The sequence below is a fragment of the Micromonospora sp. NPDC048839 genome (genome assembly GCF_040649915.1).
GTDB lineage: Bacteria > Actinomycetota > Actinomycetes > Mycobacteriales > Micromonosporaceae > Micromonospora.
On sequence record NZ_JBEZGL010000011.1, the window covers coordinates 94,152 to 112,968 of the forward strand.

General features: G+C 73.0%; 16 protein-coding genes and 3 tRNA genes. 7 read left to right on the plus strand and 12 right to left on the minus strand.

From position 1 onward, the window contains the following. Positions 1 to 35 precede the first annotated feature (35 nt). The 4 genes from AB0C25_RS21585 to AB0C25_RS21600 are packed head-to-tail and all read right to left on the minus strand — an operon-like array spanning position 36 to position 3,753. On the minus strand, positions 36 to 815 hold the full coding sequence (locus AB0C25_RS21585) for a putative protein N(5)-glutamine methyltransferase (protein ID WP_357375725.1): 780 nt from the start codon (positions 813 to 815) through the stop codon (positions 36 to 38). 8 nt (positions 816 to 823) lie between these two features. Beyond that, complete coding sequence (locus AB0C25_RS21590) at positions 824 to 1,942, minus strand: cystathionine gamma-lyase (RefSeq protein WP_357375727.1); 1,119 nt, start codon at positions 1,940 to 1,942, stop codon at positions 824 to 826. Positions 1,943 to 1,949: 7 nt separating this feature from the next. Continuing rightward, entirely contained in the window at positions 1,950 to 2,957 is a 1,008-nt protein-coding gene (locus AB0C25_RS21595) for an NAD(P)H-dependent glycerol-3-phosphate dehydrogenase (protein ID WP_357250529.1), read from the minus strand. Positions 2,958 to 3,015: 58 nt separating this feature from the next. Further along, positions 3,016 to 3,753 (minus strand): lysophospholipid acyltransferase family protein, encoded by a 738-nt coding sequence (locus AB0C25_RS21600; RefSeq protein ID WP_357375729.1) that lies wholly within the window; start codon positions 3,751 to 3,753, stop codon positions 3,016 to 3,018. 127 nt (positions 3,754 to 3,880) lie between these two features. Between AB0C25_RS21600 and cofC the strand changes: the two genes are divergently transcribed. Genes cofC through AB0C25_RS21625 form a run of 5 tightly spaced genes read left to right on the plus strand, consistent with a single transcriptional unit; the run spans position 3,881 to position 9,588 of the window. Next, a complete protein-coding gene (gene cofC, locus AB0C25_RS21605; protein WP_357375731.1) occupies positions 3,881 to 4,528 on the plus strand; it encodes a 2-phospho-L-lactate guanylyltransferase in 648 nt (215 codons plus the stop codon). A 36-nt stretch (positions 4,529 to 4,564) separates the two neighbouring features. After that, positions 4,565 to 4,762 (plus strand): hypothetical protein, encoded by a 198-nt coding sequence (locus tag AB0C25_RS21610; RefSeq protein ID WP_030335323.1) that lies wholly within the window; start codon positions 4,565 to 4,567, stop codon positions 4,760 to 4,762. Positions 4,763 to 4,816: 54 nt separating this feature from the next. Further along, positions 4,817 to 7,177 (plus strand): RNA degradosome polyphosphate kinase, encoded by a 2,361-nt coding sequence (locus AB0C25_RS21615; protein ID WP_357375733.1) that lies wholly within the window; start codon positions 4,817 to 4,819, stop codon positions 7,175 to 7,177. Between the two features lie 24 nt (positions 7,178 to 7,201). Next, entirely contained in the window at positions 7,202 to 8,722 is a 1,521-nt protein-coding gene (locus tag AB0C25_RS21620; protein WP_357375735.1) for a CYTH and CHAD domain-containing protein, read from the plus strand. Further along, positions 8,710 to 9,588 (plus strand): NUDIX hydrolase, encoded by an 879-nt coding sequence (locus tag AB0C25_RS21625; RefSeq protein ID WP_357375737.1) that lies wholly within the window; start codon positions 8,710 to 8,712, stop codon positions 9,586 to 9,588. The genes AB0C25_RS21620 and AB0C25_RS21625 overlap by 13 nt, the downstream gene beginning before the upstream one ends. Positions 9,589 to 9,602: 14 nt before the next feature. Here AB0C25_RS21625 and AB0C25_RS21630 read toward each other — a convergent pair whose 3' ends face one another. The 4 genes from AB0C25_RS21630 to leuC all read right to left on the minus strand — a co-directional run bounded on the left by AB0C25_RS21630 (position 9,603) and on the right by leuC (position 14,648). Then, on the minus strand, positions 9,603 to 11,582 hold the full coding sequence (locus AB0C25_RS21630) for an endonuclease/exonuclease/phosphatase family protein (protein ID WP_357375739.1): 1,980 nt from the start codon (positions 11,580 to 11,582) through the stop codon (positions 9,603 to 9,605). A gap of 141 nt (positions 11,583 to 11,723) precedes the next feature. Next, positions 11,724 to 12,428, minus strand: coding sequence for an HU family DNA-binding protein (locus AB0C25_RS21635; RefSeq protein WP_357375741.1), 705 nt, complete (start codon positions 12,426 to 12,428; stop codon positions 11,724 to 11,726). Between the two features lie 172 nt (positions 12,429 to 12,600). Beyond that, positions 12,601 to 13,188 carry a 3-isopropylmalate dehydratase small subunit gene (leuD, locus tag AB0C25_RS21640; RefSeq protein ID WP_357375743.1) on the minus strand — a complete coding sequence of 196 codons (588 nt, stop codon included), beginning with the start codon at positions 13,186 to 13,188 and terminating at the stop codon, positions 12,601 to 12,603. A 14-nt stretch (positions 13,189 to 13,202) separates the two neighbouring features. Next, positions 13,203 to 14,648 carry a 3-isopropylmalate dehydratase large subunit gene (gene leuC / locus AB0C25_RS21645; protein WP_357375745.1) on the minus strand — a complete coding sequence of 482 codons (1,446 nt, stop codon included), beginning with the start codon at positions 14,646 to 14,648 and terminating at the stop codon, positions 13,203 to 13,205. Between the two features lie 49 nt (positions 14,649 to 14,697). Here leuC and AB0C25_RS21650 point away from each other — a divergent pair, with 49 nt between their 5' ends. Next, the gene (locus AB0C25_RS21650; RefSeq protein WP_110562481.1) at positions 14,698 to 15,384 is read left to right on the plus strand and encodes an IclR family transcriptional regulator; all 687 of its coding nucleotides are present in this window, start codon (positions 14,698 to 14,700) and stop codon (positions 15,382 to 15,384) included. A 309-nt stretch (positions 15,385 to 15,693) separates the two neighbouring features. On the opposite strand, the gene AB0C25_RS21655 is transcribed toward AB0C25_RS21650, so the two are convergent. The 4 genes from AB0C25_RS21655 to AB0C25_RS21670 form a co-directional block, all read right to left on the minus strand. Continuing rightward, positions 15,694 to 15,766, minus strand: a tRNA-Glu gene (locus tag AB0C25_RS21655). A 152-nt stretch (positions 15,767 to 15,918) separates the two neighbouring features. Then, positions 15,919 to 15,991: transfer RNA gene (locus AB0C25_RS21660), tRNA-Glu, on the minus strand. 135 nt (positions 15,992 to 16,126) lie between these two features. After that, a tRNA-Gln gene (locus tag AB0C25_RS21665) sits at positions 16,127 to 16,198 on the minus strand. A 108-nt stretch (positions 16,199 to 16,306) separates the two neighbouring features. Continuing rightward, positions 16,307 to 17,110 (minus strand): fumarylacetoacetate hydrolase family protein, encoded by an 804-nt coding sequence (locus AB0C25_RS21670; RefSeq protein ID WP_357375747.1) that lies wholly within the window; start codon positions 17,108 to 17,110, stop codon positions 16,307 to 16,309. A 174-nt stretch (positions 17,111 to 17,284) separates the two neighbouring features. Here AB0C25_RS21670 and AB0C25_RS21675 point away from each other — a divergent pair, with 174 nt between their 5' ends. Then, positions 17,285 to 18,793 (plus strand): hypothetical protein, encoded by a 1,509-nt coding sequence (locus AB0C25_RS21675; protein ID WP_357375749.1) that lies wholly within the window; start codon positions 17,285 to 17,287, stop codon positions 18,791 to 18,793. Positions 18,794 to 18,817: the final 24 nt, after the last annotated feature.

Here is an 18,817-nt window from a genome sequence, read left to right on the forward strand (position 1 = left end):
CGGCGGCCCAACGCGGTGCCATCCGCGACGCGCACTCAGTCGGGACGTCGCGCGGTCACCGCAGTGCCGTCCAGGTCGTCGTCCTGCCGCACGTCCGGCACCAGGCCGGCTGCCTCGAACGCCGCGCAGAGCGCGTCCACCTGCGTGACGCCCACCTCGACGAGCAGGTGCCCACCGGGGGCCAACCAGTCGGCCGCCCCGACACCCACCCGGCGCAGCACGGTGAGCCCGTCCGGACCGCCGTCGAGCGCCACCGGGGCCTCGTGCAGCCGCGCCTCCGGCGGCATCAGCGCCACCGCGTCGGTCGGCACGTACGGGGCGTTGGCCACCACCAGGTCCAGCCGACCCCGCCATCGGGCGGGCAGGGGCGCGAACAGGTCACCCTCGTACACCTCGGCGGACAGGCCGGTGAGGTTGCGGCGCGCACACGCCACGGCCGCCGGGTCGATGTCGGCGGCGGCCAGCCAGCGCGGCGCGAGCCGATGCGCCAATGCGACGGTGGTGGCCCCGGAGCCGCAGCACAGATCGACCACCGCCGGCGCCGGCCCGGTCAACCCGGCCGCCACCTCGACCAGCAGAGCCGTCCGACCGCGGGGCACGAAGACGCCCGCGTCGACGGCGATCCGCAGACCGCAGAACTCCGCCCAGCCGAGCAGGTACTCCAACGGCTCGCCGGCCACCCGACGGTCGGTCAGGTCGACCAACGTCGCCGGGGAGTCGGCGGCGGCCAGCAGCAGATCGGCCTCGTCCTCGGCGTAGACGCAGCCGGCCGCACGCAGTCGGCGTACCAGGGCAGGCCGATCGGTGACTGTCACAGGCCCCCTCAGAGCGGTCCGGCCGCGTCCAGGGCGGCGGCGATGTCGGCCACCAGGTCGGGCGTGTCCTCGACACCGCAGGACAACCGGACGAAGCCGGGCGCGGTGTCGTCACCCCACTGCGCCCGCCGGTCCGCGGTGGTGTGCAGGCCACCGAAGGAGGTCGCCGCCGCCACCAACCGGGCGGCCTCGACGAATCGGCCCACCCGGTCGGCGGTACCCAGGTCGAAGGAGAGCACCCCGGGCATCCGGCGCATCTGCGCCGAGGCCACCGGGTACGCCGGGTCGTCCGGCCGCCCCGGCCAGCGCAGCCCGGTCACGTCCGACCGGCTGGCGAGCAGGTCGGTGACGGCGGCCGCGTTCGCGCTCTGCCGGGCCAGACGCAGGTCGAGGGTGGCCAGCGACCGGTGTGCCAACCAGGCGTCGAACGCGCCCGGGACCGCACCGGTGCCGGTACGCCAGACCGTCACCGCCTCGATCACCTCGGCGGACCGGCTGGCCAGGTAGCCCAGCAGCAGGTCGGAGTGGCCGGTGAGCGCCTTGGTGCCGGAGGCCACCACCAGGTCGGCGCCGAGGTCGAGCGGGCGCTGACCGAGCGGGGTGGCCGTGGTGTTGTCCACCGCGAGCAGGGCGCCGGCGGCGTGGGTCCGCTCGGCCAGGGCGGCCACGTCGACCACGTCCAGACCCGGGTTCGCCGGGGTCTCCACCAGCACCAGCCGGACCCCCTCGAAGGACGGGTACGGCCCCACGGTCGGCACGAAGAGCACCCGCACGCCGATCGTCTCCAGCACGGAGGTGGCGAACGCCCGGACCGGGAAGTAACCGTCGGCGGGCAGCACCACGGTGTCCCCCGGGCGCAGCAGGGTGAGCAGTGCCCCGGTGATGGCGGCCTGGCCGCTGGCGAAGACCCGGCAGTCCCCGCCCTCCAACTCGCCCACGGCCGCCTCCAGCAGCCGCCGGGTCGGGTTGTCCGGGCGGCCGTAGCCGTTCGGCGACTCGCCCTGGCCCTGCCACGGGTCGAGGTGGTACGGCGCGGCGAAGACCGGCCCGGGCAGGAACGGGTCCCCCGGCGCCGGCTCGGGCAGGCCGGCGCGTACGCAGCGGGTGCCGTCACCCAGTTCGCTCATCGGTACCTCACTCGTACGACTCGGGCTTGGCGGTCCGGCTCATCAGCGTGTCCACGGCGAGGCGCGGGTCCATCCCCTCGTGGCAGATCCGCTCGACGTGCTCGGTGATCGGCATCTCCACACCGTGCGCCCGGGCCAGGTCGCGGATCGCCAGGCAGCTCTTCACGCCCTCGGCGGTCTGCCGGGTGGCGGCCTGGGCCTGTTCCAGCGTCTCCCCCCGGCCCAGGTGCTCGCCGAAGGTGCGGTTGCGGGCCAGCGGGGACGAGCAGGAGGCGACCAGGTCACCCATGCCGGCGAGGCCGGCGAAGGTGATCGGGTCCGCGCCGAGTGCCACGCCCAACCGGGCCGTCTCGGCCAGCCCCCGGGTCATCAGCATGGCCCGGGTGTTGTCGCCGAAACCCATCGCGGTGGCGATGCCGTACGACAGGGCGATCACGTTCTTGACGGCCCCGCCCAGCTCACATCCGATCACGTCGTCGTTCGTGTACGGGCGCAGGTAGGGCGTCCGGATCGACGACTGCACGAGAACGGTGCGGTGGCTGTTCGTCCCGGCGACAACTGTCGCGGCGGGTTGCTCGGCGGCGATCTCCGGAGCCAGGTTCGGGCCGGAGACCACGACCACCCGGTCCGCGGCGACCCCGGCGGTCTCCACGATGACCTCGCTCATCCGTTTGGTGGTGCCGAGTTCGATACCTTTCATCAGCGACACCAGGGTTGAGTCGGGGTGCAGGTGACCGGCCCATTCGGCGAGGTTGCCGCGCAGGGTCTGCGACGGCACGGCCAGCACCACCACCTCGGCGCCGGTGATCGCCTCGGCCGCGTCGGCGGTGGCGGTGACCCGAGCCGGCAGCAGCACACCGGGCAGGTACTCCGGGTTGCGGCGCTCGGTGCGGATGCTCTCGGCGACCGGCGCGCGACGGGCCCACACGGTCACGTCCCGCCCCGCGTCCGCGAGGATCTTGGCGAACGCGGTGCCCCAGGAACCAGCACCGAGCACGGCGACGTGGCCGGTCACGCGACCGCTCCGGAGCGCGTCGGGGCGACCCCGGTGCCCGAGGTGACGCTTCGCCCGCTCACGCCGCCTCGCCCTGCTGCTCGTGCCCGCCGGAGGACCGGGCCGGTCGCTCCCACAGCGGCGGCGGGGTGCCGCCGCGGACCTCGCCGAGCATGTCCCGCAGCCGCAACATGATGGTGTCCGTCATCTCCTCGAGGGTGGCCCGGGTCGGCTGGGCGTCCGCCCACCGGCTCAGGTCGATCGGTTCCCCGGCGACAACTGTCACCGGAATCCGGGGGCGCGGGTTGACGCGGCTCGTCCGGGGGTCGAAGAGCCGCTCCGGTCCCCACATCACCACCGGTACGACGGGAGCGCCGGTGGCCAGGGCCAGCCGAGCGGCACCGGTCTTGGCTCTCATCGGCCACAGCTCGGGCTGCCGGGTGGTGGTGCCCTCCGGGTAGATCACCACGGCGCCTCCCTGGTCGAGCGCGGCGACCAGGGAGTCCAGTGAGCGGACCGCGTCGACGCTGCCCCGCTCGACCGGGATCTGCCGGCACCGGTGCAGGATCCACCCGACCACCGGCACCCGGAACACACTGGCCTTGCCCAGGTACTGCGGCCAGCGCCCGGAATCGTAGATGAAGTGTGCGGAGACCAGCGGGTCGGCGTGCGAGATGTGGTTCGCCACGATGATCATGCCGCCGTCGCGTCGAAGGTGCTCCTGGCCACGCCAGGTCCGCCGGGTCCACACGGTCATCACCGGCTTCACCAGCCCCACGGCGAACCGTTGCCAGAACCCCAGCCTCCGCCGTGCCACTCTGCCTCCTCGTCGCGCCCCAACCCGCCGCGAAACCCCGCCCGCGACACCCGCAGCGGAAATCATGCCTGCTCGCCCCCGGTACGGCCAGCGAGGGTCCCGCCGTCGGGCTGGCAGGATTGCGGGCGTGAGTCAGCCGAGGTGGGCCGTGGTGGTGCCGGTGAAGCATCTGGCGGCGGCCAAGAGCCGGCTGCGGGGCGCTCTGCCGGGCGTACCCCACGAGGAGCTGGCGCTGGCCCTGGCGGCCGACACGCTCCGCGCGGTGCTGGCCTGCCCGGCGGTCGCCGAGGCCCTGGTGGTGACCGACGACGACCGGGTGGCGGCGGCGGCGCGGTCCGCCGGCGCGCGGGTGCTGCCCGACGGGCCGGCCGCCGGACTGAACGCCGCGTTCCGGCACGGCGCGGCCGGAACGACCACCGGGTGGGTGGCCGGGCTCACGGCGGACCTGCCGGCGCTACGCCCGGCCGAGCTGGCCGGCGCGCTGCTCGCGGCACAGAACGGGCGAGAAGTGGTACGCCGTTTCGTGCCCGACGCGCCGGGCACCGGCACCGTGCTGCTCACCGCGCCGCCGGCGGTACCGCTGGACCCCCGCTTCGGGGTGGGCTCGGCGGTCGCGCACGCGGCGAGCGGGGCGCTGCCACTCAACGGCGACTGGCCCAGCCTGCGCCGGGACGTGGACACCGCCGCGGACCTGACCGCCGCCGCCCGGCTCGGGCTGGGGCCGCGCACCGCCGCACTGGTCACCGCCGCCCGCCCGGCCCGCTCGACGGGGTGACCCGCCCAGCCCGACCGCCGGGTGTACGGTGCCAGCATGCAAGGCACGGTGGCCAGCTACGACGCGGCGACGCGCAGCGGTGTCCTGCTGCTCGACGACGGCACCGAGATGCGCTTCCCCGCCCGGGCCTTCGACGCCTCCGGGCTGCGGCTGCTCCGGCTCGGCCAGCGGGTTCGCATCGACACCGATCCCGACGGAGAGGTCGTCCGGGTGACATTGCCGACGATGATCTGAGCCGGCGGGCCCAAGTTCATTTTGCGTTAACCGTAATCGGGTGATTATGAGCGGGTGAGCACCCCTCGCGAGCACCCGGCCCACCCGCCCGCCACCGACCTCCGCAACGGCTCCCGTACGCGCGGCACCGACGGCCGCTTCCGCCCGACCCGCGCCGAACGGGCCGGCGCCGCCCGCGCCGACACCCTCGCCGACGATCCCGGCGGCGCCTCCTCCGGGCTCGACGAGGTCCTCGACCCCGGGCCGACCGTCGAGGCGACCGGCCCGACCGCCGGGGGCGTCCACCAGGTCCTGCCGGACGACCTGCCGACCGGTGCCGGCGACGAGGACGAGGACGCCGCGCCGCCGACGCCGCTGCCGGAGGACCGGTTCCTCAACCGGGAGCTGTCCTGGCTCGACTTCAACGCCCGGGTGCTCACCCTGGCCGAGGACCAGCGCACCCCGCTGCTGGAACGGGCCAAGTTCCTGGCGATCTTCGCCAGCAACCTGGACGAGTTCTACATGGTGCGGATCGCCGGGCTGAAGCGGCGGCTCTCCGCCGGCCTGCCGGTACGCGGCGGGGACCGGCTGCCACTGCGGACCCAGTTGGAGCTGATCGCCGAGCGCACCGGGGCACTGGGTGCCCGCCACGCCGCCTGCTTCGTCGACGACGTGCTGCCCAAGCTGGCCGACGAGGGCATCCGCATCCTGCGCTGGGCTGAGCTGGGCGACCCGGAGCGGGAACGCCTGCGCACCTACTTCCGGGAGCACATCTTCCCGGTGCTGACCCCGCTCGCGGTGGACCCGGCGCACCCGTTCCCGTACATCTCGGGGCGCTCGCTGAACCTGGCGGTGGCGGTTCGCGACCCCGATGGCGGTTCGGAGCTGTTCGCCCGGGTGAAGGTGCCCAACAACGTCCCCCGCTTCGTCCGCGTGGACCGGGACCAGCCGGGCGTGCGGATGCTGCCGGTGGAGGATCTGATCTCGGTGCACCTGGGCCAGCTGTTCAGCGGCATGCAGGTGGTCGAGTGCCACCTGTTCCGGGTCACCCGCAACGCCGAGGTGGAGGTCGACGAGGACCGCGACGAGGACCTGTTGCAGGCCCTGGAACGGGAGCTGGCCCGGCGGCGGTTCGGCCCGCCGGTGCGCCTGGAGGTGGCCGCGTCCATCTCCGACCACGTGCTGGAGTTGCTCGTCCGCGAGTTGGACATGGACGACCAGGACGTCCTGCGGGTGCCCGGCCTGCTGGACCTGTCCGCGCTGTGGCAGGTCTACGGCGAGGCCGACCGGCCGGACCTCAAGGACCCACCGTTCGTGCCCTCCACCCACCCCCGGCTCGCCGAGGGCGAGGTGCCGCGCAGCGTCTTCTCCACCCTGCGCGACGGGGACATCCTGGTGCACCACCCGTACCACTCGTTCGCCACCAGCGTGCAGCGCTTCATCGAGCAGGCGGCCGCCGACCCGAACGTGCTGGCCATCAAGCAGACCCTCTACCGCACCAGCGGCGACTCCCCGATCGTCGACGCGTTGGTCGACGCGGCCGCCGCCGGCAAGCAGGTGGTGGTGCTGGTGGAGGTGAAGGCCCGCTTCGACGAGGTGGCCAACATCGGCTGGGCCCGCACGCTGGAACGCGCCGGATGCCACGTGGTGTACGGCCTGGTCGGCCTGAAGACGCACTGCAAGACCGCGCTGGTGGTCCGCCAGGAGGGCAACCAGATCCGCCGTTACTGCCACATCGGCACCGGCAACTACCACCCGAAGACCGCCCGACTGTACGAGGACTTCGGCATGCTCACCGCCGACCCGGAGATCGGCGCGGACCTCACCGATCTGTTCAACGTCCTCACCGGCTACAGCCGGCAGACCGCGTTCCGGCGGTTGCTGGTCGCCCCGCAGGGCATTCGCAGCGGGCTCATCGAGCGGATCGAGCGGGAGATCTCCCACGTTCGACTGGGCATGCCCGGCCTGGTCCAGTTCAAGGTCAACTCGCTGGTCGACGAGGGGGTCACCGACGCGCTGTACCGGGCCTCCCAGGCCGGCGTCCACGTCGACCTGCTCATCCGGGGCATGTGCACGCTGCGTCCCGGGGTGCCCGGGCTGTCGGAGAACATCCGCGTCCGCTCGATCCTCGGCCGTTTCCTGGAGCACTCGCGGGTCTTCCGGTTCGGCAACAACGGCGAGGCCGAGTTCTGGATGGGTTCGGCCGACCTGATGCACCGCAACCTGGACCGTCGGGTGGAGGCGCTGGTGCAGGTGACCGACCCGATCGCCCGCGCCGAGCTGGATCACGTGCTGACGGCCGCGATGAGCCCCGACGTGGACGCGTTCGAGCTGGCCGGTGACGGCAGCTGGACCCGGCGGACCAGCGTCGACGACAACGCCCGGGCGCATCTGCAGGAACTGCTGCTGCGCCGCGTCGGTGGCACGGCCGGCTGACCGATCACCGCATAGGCTGGGCTGATGGTCGAGGAGGAGCAGAAGTACGAGGTGGACGACGCCTACGTGCTGCCGGATCTGGCCGCCACGGCCCCGGCCGGGGGTCGGGTCCGGGCGCTGCCGGCGGTGACGCTTGTCGCCCGCTATCTCGACACCGTCGACCTGCGGCTGGCCCGCGCCGGCGCCTCACTGCGTCACCGCAAGGGCGACGAGCTGCCCTGGACGGTGAAGTTGCCGACCGGGACGCCGGGCGTCCGGCACGAGATCTCCCGCCCCGGGCCGAAGGGGCAGCCACCACCGGAGCTGGTGGAGCTGGTCACCGTCCTGCACCGAGGCGCCCCGCTGGCCCCGGTTGTCGTCGTGCGGACGGTCCGGCACGCGTACGAGGTGTGCGACAAGGCCGGCACCGTGCTCGCCGAGGTGGTGGACGACCGGGTGACCGTGCTGGACGACTCCGGCGCCACCACCGACACGTTCCGCGAGCTGGAGGTGGAGCGCAAGGCCGGCGACCGCGAGCTGCTCGACCGCATCGGGGCGGTGCTGCGCGAGGCGGGCGCCCAGGGCGGGTCGTTCACCCCGAAGCACGTACGGGCGCTGGGCGCGACGGCGCAGGCCGATCCGGACCTGGTCGCGCCGGCCGGGCTGACCGCCGAGGCGAGCGCCGGCGACGTGGTGACCGAAGCGGTCCGCAAGGAGATCCGCCGGCTGCTGGCGCACGACCCCCTGGTCCGGCTGCGTGCCCCGGCCGGCAGTGGGGACACCGCGGTGCACCAGATGCGGGTGGCCTGTCGGCGTCTGCGTAGTGATCTGCGTACCTTCAAGCCGCTCATCCGCAAGACCTGGTCCCGTCCGCTGCGCGACGAGCTGCGTTGGCTGGCGGGTGTCCTCGGCGCGGCCCGCGACGCCGAGGTGCTGCGCAAGCGGTTGCGGGACACCGCCAGCGCCGATCCGCTCAGCCCTCTCGACCAGGGCGCGGTGGACCGGCTGGACGAGGTGCTCGCCCAACGGCAGGGGCCGGCGCTCGCCGCCATCGACGAGGCGATGCGCTCCCCCCGCTACCTGGCCCTGGTGGACGCTCTGGTGCTGGCCGCCCGCGCGCCGCGGCTCACCCGCGCGGCGGCTGCCCCCGCGGCGGAGGCGTTGCCCGCGCTGGTGGCCCGGCCCTGGCGGCGGCTGACCGGGCCGGACGGCGTCGACGGGCTCGACGCCGATTCGCCGGACGAGCGCTGGCACGCCGTTCGCAAGGAGGGCAAACAGACCCGGTACGCGGTGAACGCGGTGGCGACGACCGTCGGCAAGGGTGCACGCCGGCTGTCCCGCGCCCTGGCCGGTGTGCAGGACGTGCTCGGCGAGCACCAGGACGCGGCAGTGGCGGCGGACACCTGGCTGGAGATCGCCGCCGAGCGGCCGGACGACCACGAACTGGCGGTCACCGCCGGGCGGCTGGCCGAGCGGGAACGCCTGTCGGTACGCCGGATGAGGGACCTCTTCCCGGCCGCCTGGCACCGGGCCACCCGACGGCGGCGGACCAGTTGGCTGCCGTGACCGGCATCCGGGCGGCGGGCGGGGTGGCCTGGCGGCCGACCCCCGAGGGCGTACGCGTCTGCGTGGTGCACCGCCCCCGCTACGGCGACTGGACGCTACCGAAGGGCAAGTTGGAGCCGGGTGAGCACGCGCTGGCCGCCGCCGTACGCGAAGTCGCCGAGGAGGCCGACGTCCGGGGCGTACCGCAGGTCCGGCTGCCGTCGGTGCGGTATCGCAGCGAGGGGCAGGCCAAGCTCGTCGACTACTGGTCGATGCTCGCGGTGGCCCGCGGCGGTTTCCAACCGAACACCGAGGTGGACGACATTCGGTGGCTCGCGGTGGACGACGCGATCCAGTTGGTCAGCTACCCGCACGATGCCGAGGTGCTGGCGGCGTTCGCCGCGCTGCCGGCGGTGACCGCGACTGTCGCGCTGGTCCGGCACGCGCACGCCGGTAAGCGGGCAACCTGGTCCGGCCCGGACGTCGGCCGGCCCCTGGACGCCGAGGGGTGGGCGCAGGCGGCCGCGCTGGCCGATCTGGTGGCCCTGATCCGACCGGCCCGGCTGATGTCGGCGTCACCGCGACGCTGTGTGCAGACACTGGACCCGGCCGCCGCGCTGCTCGACCTGCCGATCGAGATCTGCGGCGACCTGGACGAGCCACAGCCCGGCCAGCAGGCCGACGAGCAGATCCTCGCCACCGCCGCGAGGCTGCTGGAGTTGGCCACCGCCGGTGGGCAGGTGGCGGTGTGCAGCCAGGGCAAGGTGCTGCCGGGTGCCCTGCAACGGTTGACGGGCCGCACCGACGAGGACTTCAGCACCCCCAAGGGCGGCGGTTGGCTGCTCGCCTTCGGCGGCGACCGGCTGCTCGCCGCCGACCGCCTGTAGCGCGGGCGGCCGGGTCAGCGGGGTGGCAGGGTCAGGGTCACCGCCACCGGCAGGTGGTCGCTGGCCGTGCCGCGTGGTGCGACCGGGTTCGTCGCGGTGAGATCGGGCGAGACGAAGACGTGGTCGATCTGCTCGCGCGGATCGTCGGCGGGGCTCGTCGCCAGCGGTCGGGCCGACGCCAACGCGTCGACCAGACCGGCCGCCGTGAACTGTCCGAACGCCTCGTCGCCCGGCTCCGTGTTCAGGTCACCCGCCACCACCAGGGGCCGGCCGGCCGCGTACCCGGTGGCGAAGTCGGCGACCGCGCGGGCCTGGACCACCGGACCCCGCCCGGGTGGAGGTTGCAGGTGGGTGCTCACCACGGCGGTGCGGACGCCGTCACCGAGGTCAAGCGTGACGGCGAGCGCCTGCGCGCCGGTGGGCGCCCCGACGGCCGGCAGGGCAAGGGTCCGCGGATCGGTGACCGGCCAACGGCTGAGCACCGCGTCGCCCCAGACCGGGTCGGCGGCCGGCCCGAAGACGTACGACATGCCGAGCCGGTCGGCCAGTAGGTCAAGGGTGTCGTGCCCACCGTTGAGCAGCCAGGCCCGGTCCACCTCGCTGAGCAGCACCACGTCCGGTCGTTGTCCGTCGACGGCGTCGGTGAGCCCGGCCAGGTCCAACCGGCCGTCCAGCCCGAAACCCATCCGGATGTTGTACGCCACCACGGTCAGCCGCTCCGGTGGACCCTCCCGGTTGCTGGTGACCGGCACCTCGTCGGCGAACACCGGCGCCAGCAGGGCCAGCGCGGTGACCGCGCCAGCGGCCCGGAGCGGCGGAAACGGCCCGGGGGTCGGGTCGACCACGGGACGGGCGGCGAACGCGACCACGGCGACCAGCAGGGCCACCAGCACGGGCACCGGAGCGTTGGGGTAGCCGAGGTCGTAGGCGGAGTAGTACCCGACGGCGCCCAGCGCGAAGACGAGCATGCCGGCGGCGACCGCGTACCCCCGGCGAGCCGCCCACCGCCCGTCGACTCCCTCGTCGCCCCCAACATCAGCCGGACCGGCAGCAGCGAGACCGGCACTGTCCGCTGTACCGGCGGCGGTGTCGCTGTTCGGGAGGCTGGCGTCGTCGGTGCGGGCGAGGCAGGCGCCGAGACCGACGGCGGCGAGAAGAATGGCGGGGAGGAGCAGGTCACCCTGGTCGAGGGCGAACAGCACGGCACCGGCCACCATCGCCACCGGCCCGTACACCCAGCTCCACCGCTGCGGTCGGGTCAACGCGGTGCACAGGAACACCGCCACGGCCACCGGCACCGGTGCCATGCCGAACAGCGGCGAGCGCGCCACCGCACCGCCGACCTGCAGGTATGACATTCCGGTCTCAGCCAGCGCCGGGGAGAGCGCGACCATTCCGGCCAGCAGCAGCGCCGGTCCGGCCAGCAGCCAGGCCCGAACCCCACCGACGCCCGCCCGGCCACCGGACCGCGCCGCACCGTCCCCGCTGCCGAGCCGCGCCGCACCGAGCAGGAACAGGGCCACCGCGACGGAGCTGAGCAGCCAGGCCACCCAGTCGCCCCGCCAGACCAGGTCGACGGTGTCCAGCACCGCGTGCAGGGCCGCGTTGACCGCGAACCCCAACGCCAGCCCCGGGACCGGTCGGTCGGTGTCGGCGGCGACGCCGACCAACCAGACGAGCCCGGCGAGCAGCCCGGCGGTGGCCAGCCAGAGCTGCGTACGACCGCCGGGGGCGGCGGTGAGCGCGAGCCGGGCGACGGCGAGCGCGACGGCGGCGGCGACGGTGACCGGGCGGGCGCCGACCCGGCGAACCACCGCGGGTGCGCCCAGCGCGAGCACGAACCAGCCGAGGGCGAACGCGCCCATCAGCTCGGCCGGGGTGGACGCCGCCTGACCGAAGATGGTGATGATGCCGGGCAGCCAGATGCGCAGCACGTCGATGAGGAGGATGACGCCCAGCGCGAGCGTCCCGGTGGTGACCTGGCGGTAGCGCACCGGCGCCCCATTTCGGTGTCGGCGGGGCCGGCGGAGGGGACCGGCACGGCGATTCTGCGCGAGCGCGCCGACCGGGTCAACGGTCCCCGTACGCCGAAAGGGCGTCCACCCAAGGGTGGACGCCCTGACGGAGCTGGTCGGTCAGCGCTTGCTGGCCGCCTTCTTGGCCGGAGCCTTCTTGGCCGGAGCCTTCTTCGCCGGCGCCTTCTTGGCCGCCGTGCTCTTGCTCGCCGTCGCGGTGGTCTTCTTCGCCGCGCTCGACTTGGTCGCCGCGGTGGTCTTCTTCGCCGCGGTGGTGGTCTTCTTGCTGGCGGCCGTCTTGGTCGCCGTGGTGGTCTTGCTCGCCTTGGCCGGGGCGGTCTTCTTGCTGGCGACCGTCTTGGTCGCCGTGGTGGTCTTGCTCGCCTTGGCCGGGGCGGTCTTCTTACTGGCGGCCGTCTTGGCCGCGGTGGCCTTGGTGCCCGCCGCCTTCGTGCCTGTCGTCTTGGTGCCCGCCGCCTTGGTGCCGGCCGTCTTCGCCGTGGCGGTGGTGGTGGCGGCCTTCTTCGTCGCCACCGTGGCCTTCGGCACCTTGCCGCTGGCCACCATCTCCTTGAACCCGGCGCCGGGGCGGAAGGTCGGGACGGATGTCTTCTTGACCTTCACCGCCTCGCCGGTACGCGGGTTGCGCGCTGTTCGCGCACCACGCACACGCTTTTCGAACGCTCCGAATCCGGTGATCGCCACCTTCTCGCCCTTGGTGACCGCCGCCTGGACCTCGGTGAGGACCGCCTCTAGGGCGTTCGTCGCCGTCTTCCGGTCCCCCAGGCGAACGGCGAGCGCCTCGATGAGCTCGGCCTTGTTCACGACTTCCTCCCGATTGTGCAACTGACTCTTCGCGAGCCATTCTGCGCGCACGTTATGCCCTGTGCTGCCGGGACACAAACATTCGGTAGAAAAAAGCCCTTGTGTCGTAACGGATTCACCCCCACCGGTCGGACCGATGGGGGTGGAATCCGCTGTGCGGCCGGGCGTACGGCTATGCCACGGAGGGCAGGAACGGCAGTCGTCGGGCCTCGTAGGAGTCGATGTCGGCGACGTTGCGGAGGGTGAGTCCAATGTCGTCGAGGCCTTCCAGCAGCCGCCAGCGACTGAAGTCGTCAAGCGGGAACGACCAGTTGGCGTCCCCGGCCCGGAGCTGGCGGGCGGTCAGGTCGACGGTCACCGGGGTGGTCGGGTCGGCCTCGATGAGGTCCCACAACTCCTCGACGGCTTTCAATTCCAACTCGACCGGCAACAGGCCTTCCTTGAGGGCGTTGCCGCGGAAGATGTCGCCGAAGCGCGGCGCCACCACCGCGCGGAAGCCCCAGTCCCGCAGGGCCCAGACGGCGTGCTCCCGGGAGGAGCCGGTGCCGAACTCCGGGCCGGCGATCAGGATCGACGCGCCGGAATAGCGCTCATCGTTGAGAACGAATGTCGGATCTTCCCGCCACGCGCTGAACAACCCGTCGGCGAAGCCCGTTCGGGTCACCCGCTTGAGGTACACGGCGGGGATGATCTGATCGGTGTCCACGTTGGACCGCCGCAGCGGCACGGCCGTGCCGGTGTGGGTGGTGAACTTGTCCATCTCCTCGGTCCCTTCTACAGGTCGGCGGGGGCGGCCAGTCGGCCGGCCACGGCGGTGGCGGCGGCGACCGGCGGGGAGACCAGGTGGGTACGCCCACCCCGGCCCTGACGGCCCTCGAAGTTGCGGTTCGAGGTGGAGGCCGAGCGCTGGCCCGGCTTCAGCGTGTCGGGGTTCATGCCCAGGCACATGGAGCAGCCGGCGAACCGCCATTCAGCCCCGGCGTCCGCGAAGACCTTGTCCAGTCCCTCGGCCTCGGCGGCCTCCCGGACGGCTGCGGAACCGGGCACCACGAGCATCCGGACGCCGTCGGCGACCTGGTGGCCCCGCAGCACGTCGGCGGCGGCGCGCAGGTCCTCCAGGCGGCCGTTGGTGCAGGACCCCACGAAGACCACGTCGATGGGCAGCTCGCGCAGCGGGGTGCCGGGGCGCAGGTCCATGTATTCCAGGGCGCGGCGGGCGGCGGTGCGCTCCGAGTCGGTGAGGAAGTCCTCCGGGTCCGGCACCGGCGCGCTCAGCGGCGCCCCCTGCCCCGGGTTGGTGCCCCAGGTGACGAACGGGGTGATCCGGCTGGCATCCAGGGTCACCTCGGCGTCGAAGCTCGCGCCGTCGTCGGTGGGCAGCGTCCGCCACCACGCCAGCGCCGCGTCCCAGTCCGCGCCCCGCGGCGCGTTCGGCCGACCCTTGAGGTACGCGAAGGTGGTCTCGTCCGGCGCGATCATGCCGGCCTTGGCGCCCCACTCGATGGACATGTTGGCGATGGTCATCCGCCCCTCCATGGAGAGGGCCTCGATCGCCTCGCCGCGGTACTCGACGATGTGCCCGCGCCCTCCACCGGTGCCGACCTGGGTGATCAGCGCGAGCACCAGGTCCTTGGCGGTGACGCCCGGGGCCAGCCGCCCGGTGACGTTCACGGCCATCGTCTTCGGCCGGCTCTGCGGCAGCGTCTGGGTGGCCAGCACGTGCTCCACCTCGCTGGTGCCGATGCCGAAGGCCAGCGCGCCGAACGCGCCGTGGGTGGCGGTGTGCGAGTCACCGCAGACGATCGTCATGCCCGGCTGGGTGACACCGAGCTGGGGGCCGATCACGTGCACGATGCCCTGGTTTTCGTCGCCGAGCGGGTGCAGCCGCACCCCGAACTCGGCGCAGTTACGCCGCAGCGTCTCGATCTGCGTACGCGACGTGGGGTCCTCGATGGTGAGCAGGTCACCACGGCGCAGGCGGAACGCCGGGTCGGCGTACCCGGTTGGGGTGTTGTGGTCCTCGGTCGCGAGGGTCAGGTCGGTACGACGCACCCGGCGACCGGCGAGCCGCAGCCCGTCGAACGCCTGCGGGCTGGTCACCTCGTGCAGCAGGTGCAGGTCGATGAAGAGCAGATCCGGCTCACCAGCGGCGGACCGTACGACGTGCGCGTCCCAGACCTTCTCGGCCAGGGTCCTCGGCTCAGGAGTGACTCCCACCATCTGGACATCCTAAATTCTGGGAGGTAAGTTTCGGCTTGTGGGACACAGTATGAGCGGTGTCGGCGTTCTCGACAAGGCGGTCGTCATCCTGGCCGCCTGCGTCGACGGCGCCAGCCTGGCCGAACTCGTTGATCGCACCAAGCTGCCCCGAGCCACCGCACATCGGCTGGCCCAGGCCCTGGAGATACACCGGATGCTGGTGCGGGACACCCAGGGCAGATGGCGCCCCGGCCCCCGCCTCGGCGAGCTGGCCAATGCCGCACCGGACGTTCTGCTGACCGCCGCCGAGCCGTTGCTGGCCGCGCTGCGCGACGCCACCGGCGAGAGCGCACAGCTCTACCTGCGCCGCGCTGACGAGCGGATCTGCGTGGCCGCGGCGGAACGCGCCAGCGGCCTGCGGGACACCGTTCCGGTCGGCTCGGTGCTGCCGATGACGGCCGGCTCCGCGGCGCAGATCCTGCTCGCCTGGGAGCCGCCGGAGGCGGTGATGCCGCTGCTGCCGCGCAGCAAGTTCACCGGCCGCACACTCGCCGAGGTACGCCGCCGTGGCTGGGCACAGAGCGTCGCCGAGCGGGAGGCCGGTGTGGCGAGCGTCTCCGCCCCGATCCGCGACCGCACCGGAAGGGTGATCGCCTCGGTGAGCATCTCCGGCCCGATCGAGCGCCTGGGCCGGCGCCCCGGCGAACGCCACGCCATGGCCGTGGTAAGAGCCGGCCAACGCCTATCCGGCCTCTAACTCGGAAGTAGACCCACTTCCTCCCGATTAGGGCCGCTTCGCGCAGCGGAGCGACAGCGACTAACCCCACCCCGGCCCCCGACCCCACCCTGCCCCCAGCCCCCAGCCCCCTCCCCACGGCCCCCACCCACCCCTCCCCGCGTTGATCATGGAGTTATTGTCACGACACGCCGAGGTCGATGGCTATAACCCCATGATCAACGCGGGATGGCGGGTGGGGGTGGGGGCGGGGGCGCAGGGGGTGGGGGCGCGGGGGCGGGGCGGGGACGAGAAAGGCTCACCTCGCGGAGCGAGATGAGCCTTTGGTTGTAGCCCCGACCGGATTCGAACCGGCGCTACCGCCTTGAGAGGGCGGCGTCCTGGGCCACTAGACGACGGGGCCAGAACTTTTCCGTTCACCGCCCTCGCGGGCGGTACGGCTGTAGTCTAGCGGCACCGTCGCACCGGCATGATCGCGGGGTGCGGGGGCCAGCAGAGCCGGCACGAAGAAACGAAACAGCCCGCCTCACCTGGTGAGACGGGCTGTGCACGATGTAGCCCCGACCGGATTCGAACCGGCGCTACCGCCTTGAGAGGGCGGCGTCCTGGGCCACTAGACGACGGGGCCAGAACTAGCTCTTGCTCCCCCACCCTGCCGGGCGGAGGAGCTGCACTCTACCGAAGACCACTCTCCGCCCCCGAAGGGACGGAGCCGAACTCCGTCAGAATCCAGCGTCTGGAACTCTCGCGAATTCCAGCAGCGCTGGGGTACCAGGACTCGAACCTAGACTAACTGAACCAGAATCAGTCGGGCTGCCAATTACCCCATACCCCATTGGCCCCTTGCGGTGCCGGGAGTGAACTTTACCCTCCCGGTGCCAGCAGGCCAAATCGGATCCCCCCGAAACGCGTGTGAGCTGCGAAAACGGGGGCATCCGACGGATCAGGCGACGGGAACCACCGGGTTGGTGAGCTCGCCGATGCCCTCGATCCGCACAGTGACCGTATCCCCCTCGGTGAGCGGGCTAACCCCGGCCGGAGTGCCGGTGAGAACGACGTCGCCGGGCAGCAGGGTCATCACGTGCGAGATGTACGACACCAGGCCCACCACGTCGAAGACCATGTCCTTCGTGCGGCCGAGCTGGCGTACCTCCATCTCCTCCGGGTTGCGACCGACCTCACACCGGATCTCCACGTCGGAGACGTCCAGTCCAGTGGTGATCCACGGGCCGATCGGGCAGAAGGAGTCGAAGCCCTTGGCCCGGGTCCACTGCCCGTCGGAACGCTGGAGGTCGCGGGCGGTGACGTCGTTGGCGCAGGTGTAGCCGAAGATGGCGCGTTCGGCGGCAGCCCGGTCGGCGCGGCGCGCGCCCGGCGCACCGATGACGACCGCCAGCTCCGCCTCGTGCTCGACCTGCTTCGAGAAGATCGGCAGTCGGATGGCGTCCCGGGGGCCGATCACCGAGGTGGAGGGCTTGAGGAAGAGCAGCGGCTCCTTGGGCACGTCGTTGCCGAGTTCGGCGGCGTGGTCGGCGTAGTTGCGGCCGACGCAGACGACCTTGCTGGGCAGGATCGGCGAGAGCAGTCGGACGTCGGAGAGGGCCCAGCGGGCCCCACTGAAGGAGAGGTTGCCGAACGGGTGGCCCTCGATCTCGGCGATGGTCAGGCCCTGCGGCCCGGCCTCCGGTTCGCCTTCGACGGCTCCGAACGACATTCCCTTGGCATGGGCGAAACGAGCGATACGCACCCCGCCAATCTAGCCCCGCCGCCCCCTCGACCGGCCAGGACCGGCCGTCGGGTGTGCGCAACCCGTCAGCGCGCGGCACCCTACCGGAGCTGAAGGTGACCGGGGTGGGGTTCGCAGCTTCGTACCCGCACGGAGGCAGCGCGCCCCTAGCGTCGGCTCCGGAGGTTCGTTCGTATGCCTGCATCGACACGACACCACAGAGCCCTCGCAGTGTTCGTACACTGCCTCGGCATCCTCGCCGCCGTGCCGGCCCTGCCGGCAGTGGCGCCGGAGGCCTCGGCCGCGCCGCGACCACCGGCAGCGACAGCCCGACCGCCGGACGCCACCGCACGACCACCGGCCGCGACAGCCCGACCGCCGGACGCCACCGTGCCACCACCGGGCGGCGCGACCCGATCGAGCGCCGCGCCGACCGGGGCGCCGACGGCCGCGCCGGCGCGAACCACGCACCCACCGGTCGCGGTGGTCGCGCGGATGTCCGCCGAGCCGACCCCGCCGTCGGCGCCACCGGCGGTCGCGCCTCCGTCCCGGGCACCCGCGTCGGCGCCCCCGCAGCAGGTCACGGTGGCGGTCGCGCCGGAGAGCAGCCCCGCACCGAAGTACCGGATCCAGGTGCGCAACGTGGGCAACGCCCCGGTGGACACCACCGTGCGGCAGGAACTGCCGCCCGGGTCTTCTGCGACCGCGATCAGCGCCGGTGGCCGGTCCACCCAGGCGGGCGGGTCCACCACCGAGGTGACCTGGCGGTTGAGACTGCCGGCACACAGCAGCGCCACGCTGGGCACCGCGCTCGCGGCGACCGCACCCGGCCGGCCACTGACCGCGCCGGCCTGCGCGTTCACGAGTGACGGCACCCGGCCGTACGACTGCGCCACGGCCACCTGGAACGCGGCGGCGGCACCCGCGGCCGAGGTCACCGACGCGCCGCCGTGGCGCCGGTACCCGGTGCTGCTCGCCGGACTGGCGGTCCTGCTGCTGATCAGCGCCGCCCTGGTGTGGGTGTGGCGACGTCGGCGCGCGGGCCGGGTCACGGCCACCGCGCTCGCCAGCCGGGGCGGACCCCCCGACGGTGGTCGCGGAACGATCTATCCGCGACCGGCAGCTCCGAGTGCGACGCGGCGTCGGCGTACCCCGCCGGTCTGGTTGTTGGTGGGTGCGGCCGTGGCGGTACTCGCCGGCATCGTCGGCACCGCGGGCTGGACGGCGACCCGGCAGGTCTCGGCGATCGACACGCAGAAGCAGCCCACCAGCGGCGCGTGGACGGGCACCGGGGTCACCGGGCCGGTGGGGGTGCCCCTTCGCGAGTCGGCGTTCGAGTTCACCGTGTACCGGATGTCGTGCGGAGCGCCCGGCACCGCCGGTAAGGCCGACGGCGGAGGCGCCGCGCCGGCCAACGGTCGACGCTGCCAGGCCACCGTGGGTGTCCGCAACGTCACAGGTGACCACCAACCCTGGCACGGCCAGCTGCAACGGGCGTACCTGCCCGGCGGGCGCTGGGTGAGCACCGACGAGTCGGCCACCCGGGCGGCCAATCTGGGTCGGGACATCTTCGCCGACCCGATGGCCGCGGGCAGTCGGATGGTGCTGCCGCTGGTCTTCACCGTCGACGGACGGGACCCGCCGCAGCAGCTGGAGCTGCGCAGTGGGGTGTTCTCCGCTGGTGTGCGGGTGCACATGCCCTGACCGGATGCGCGGGCGGCGGCCGTA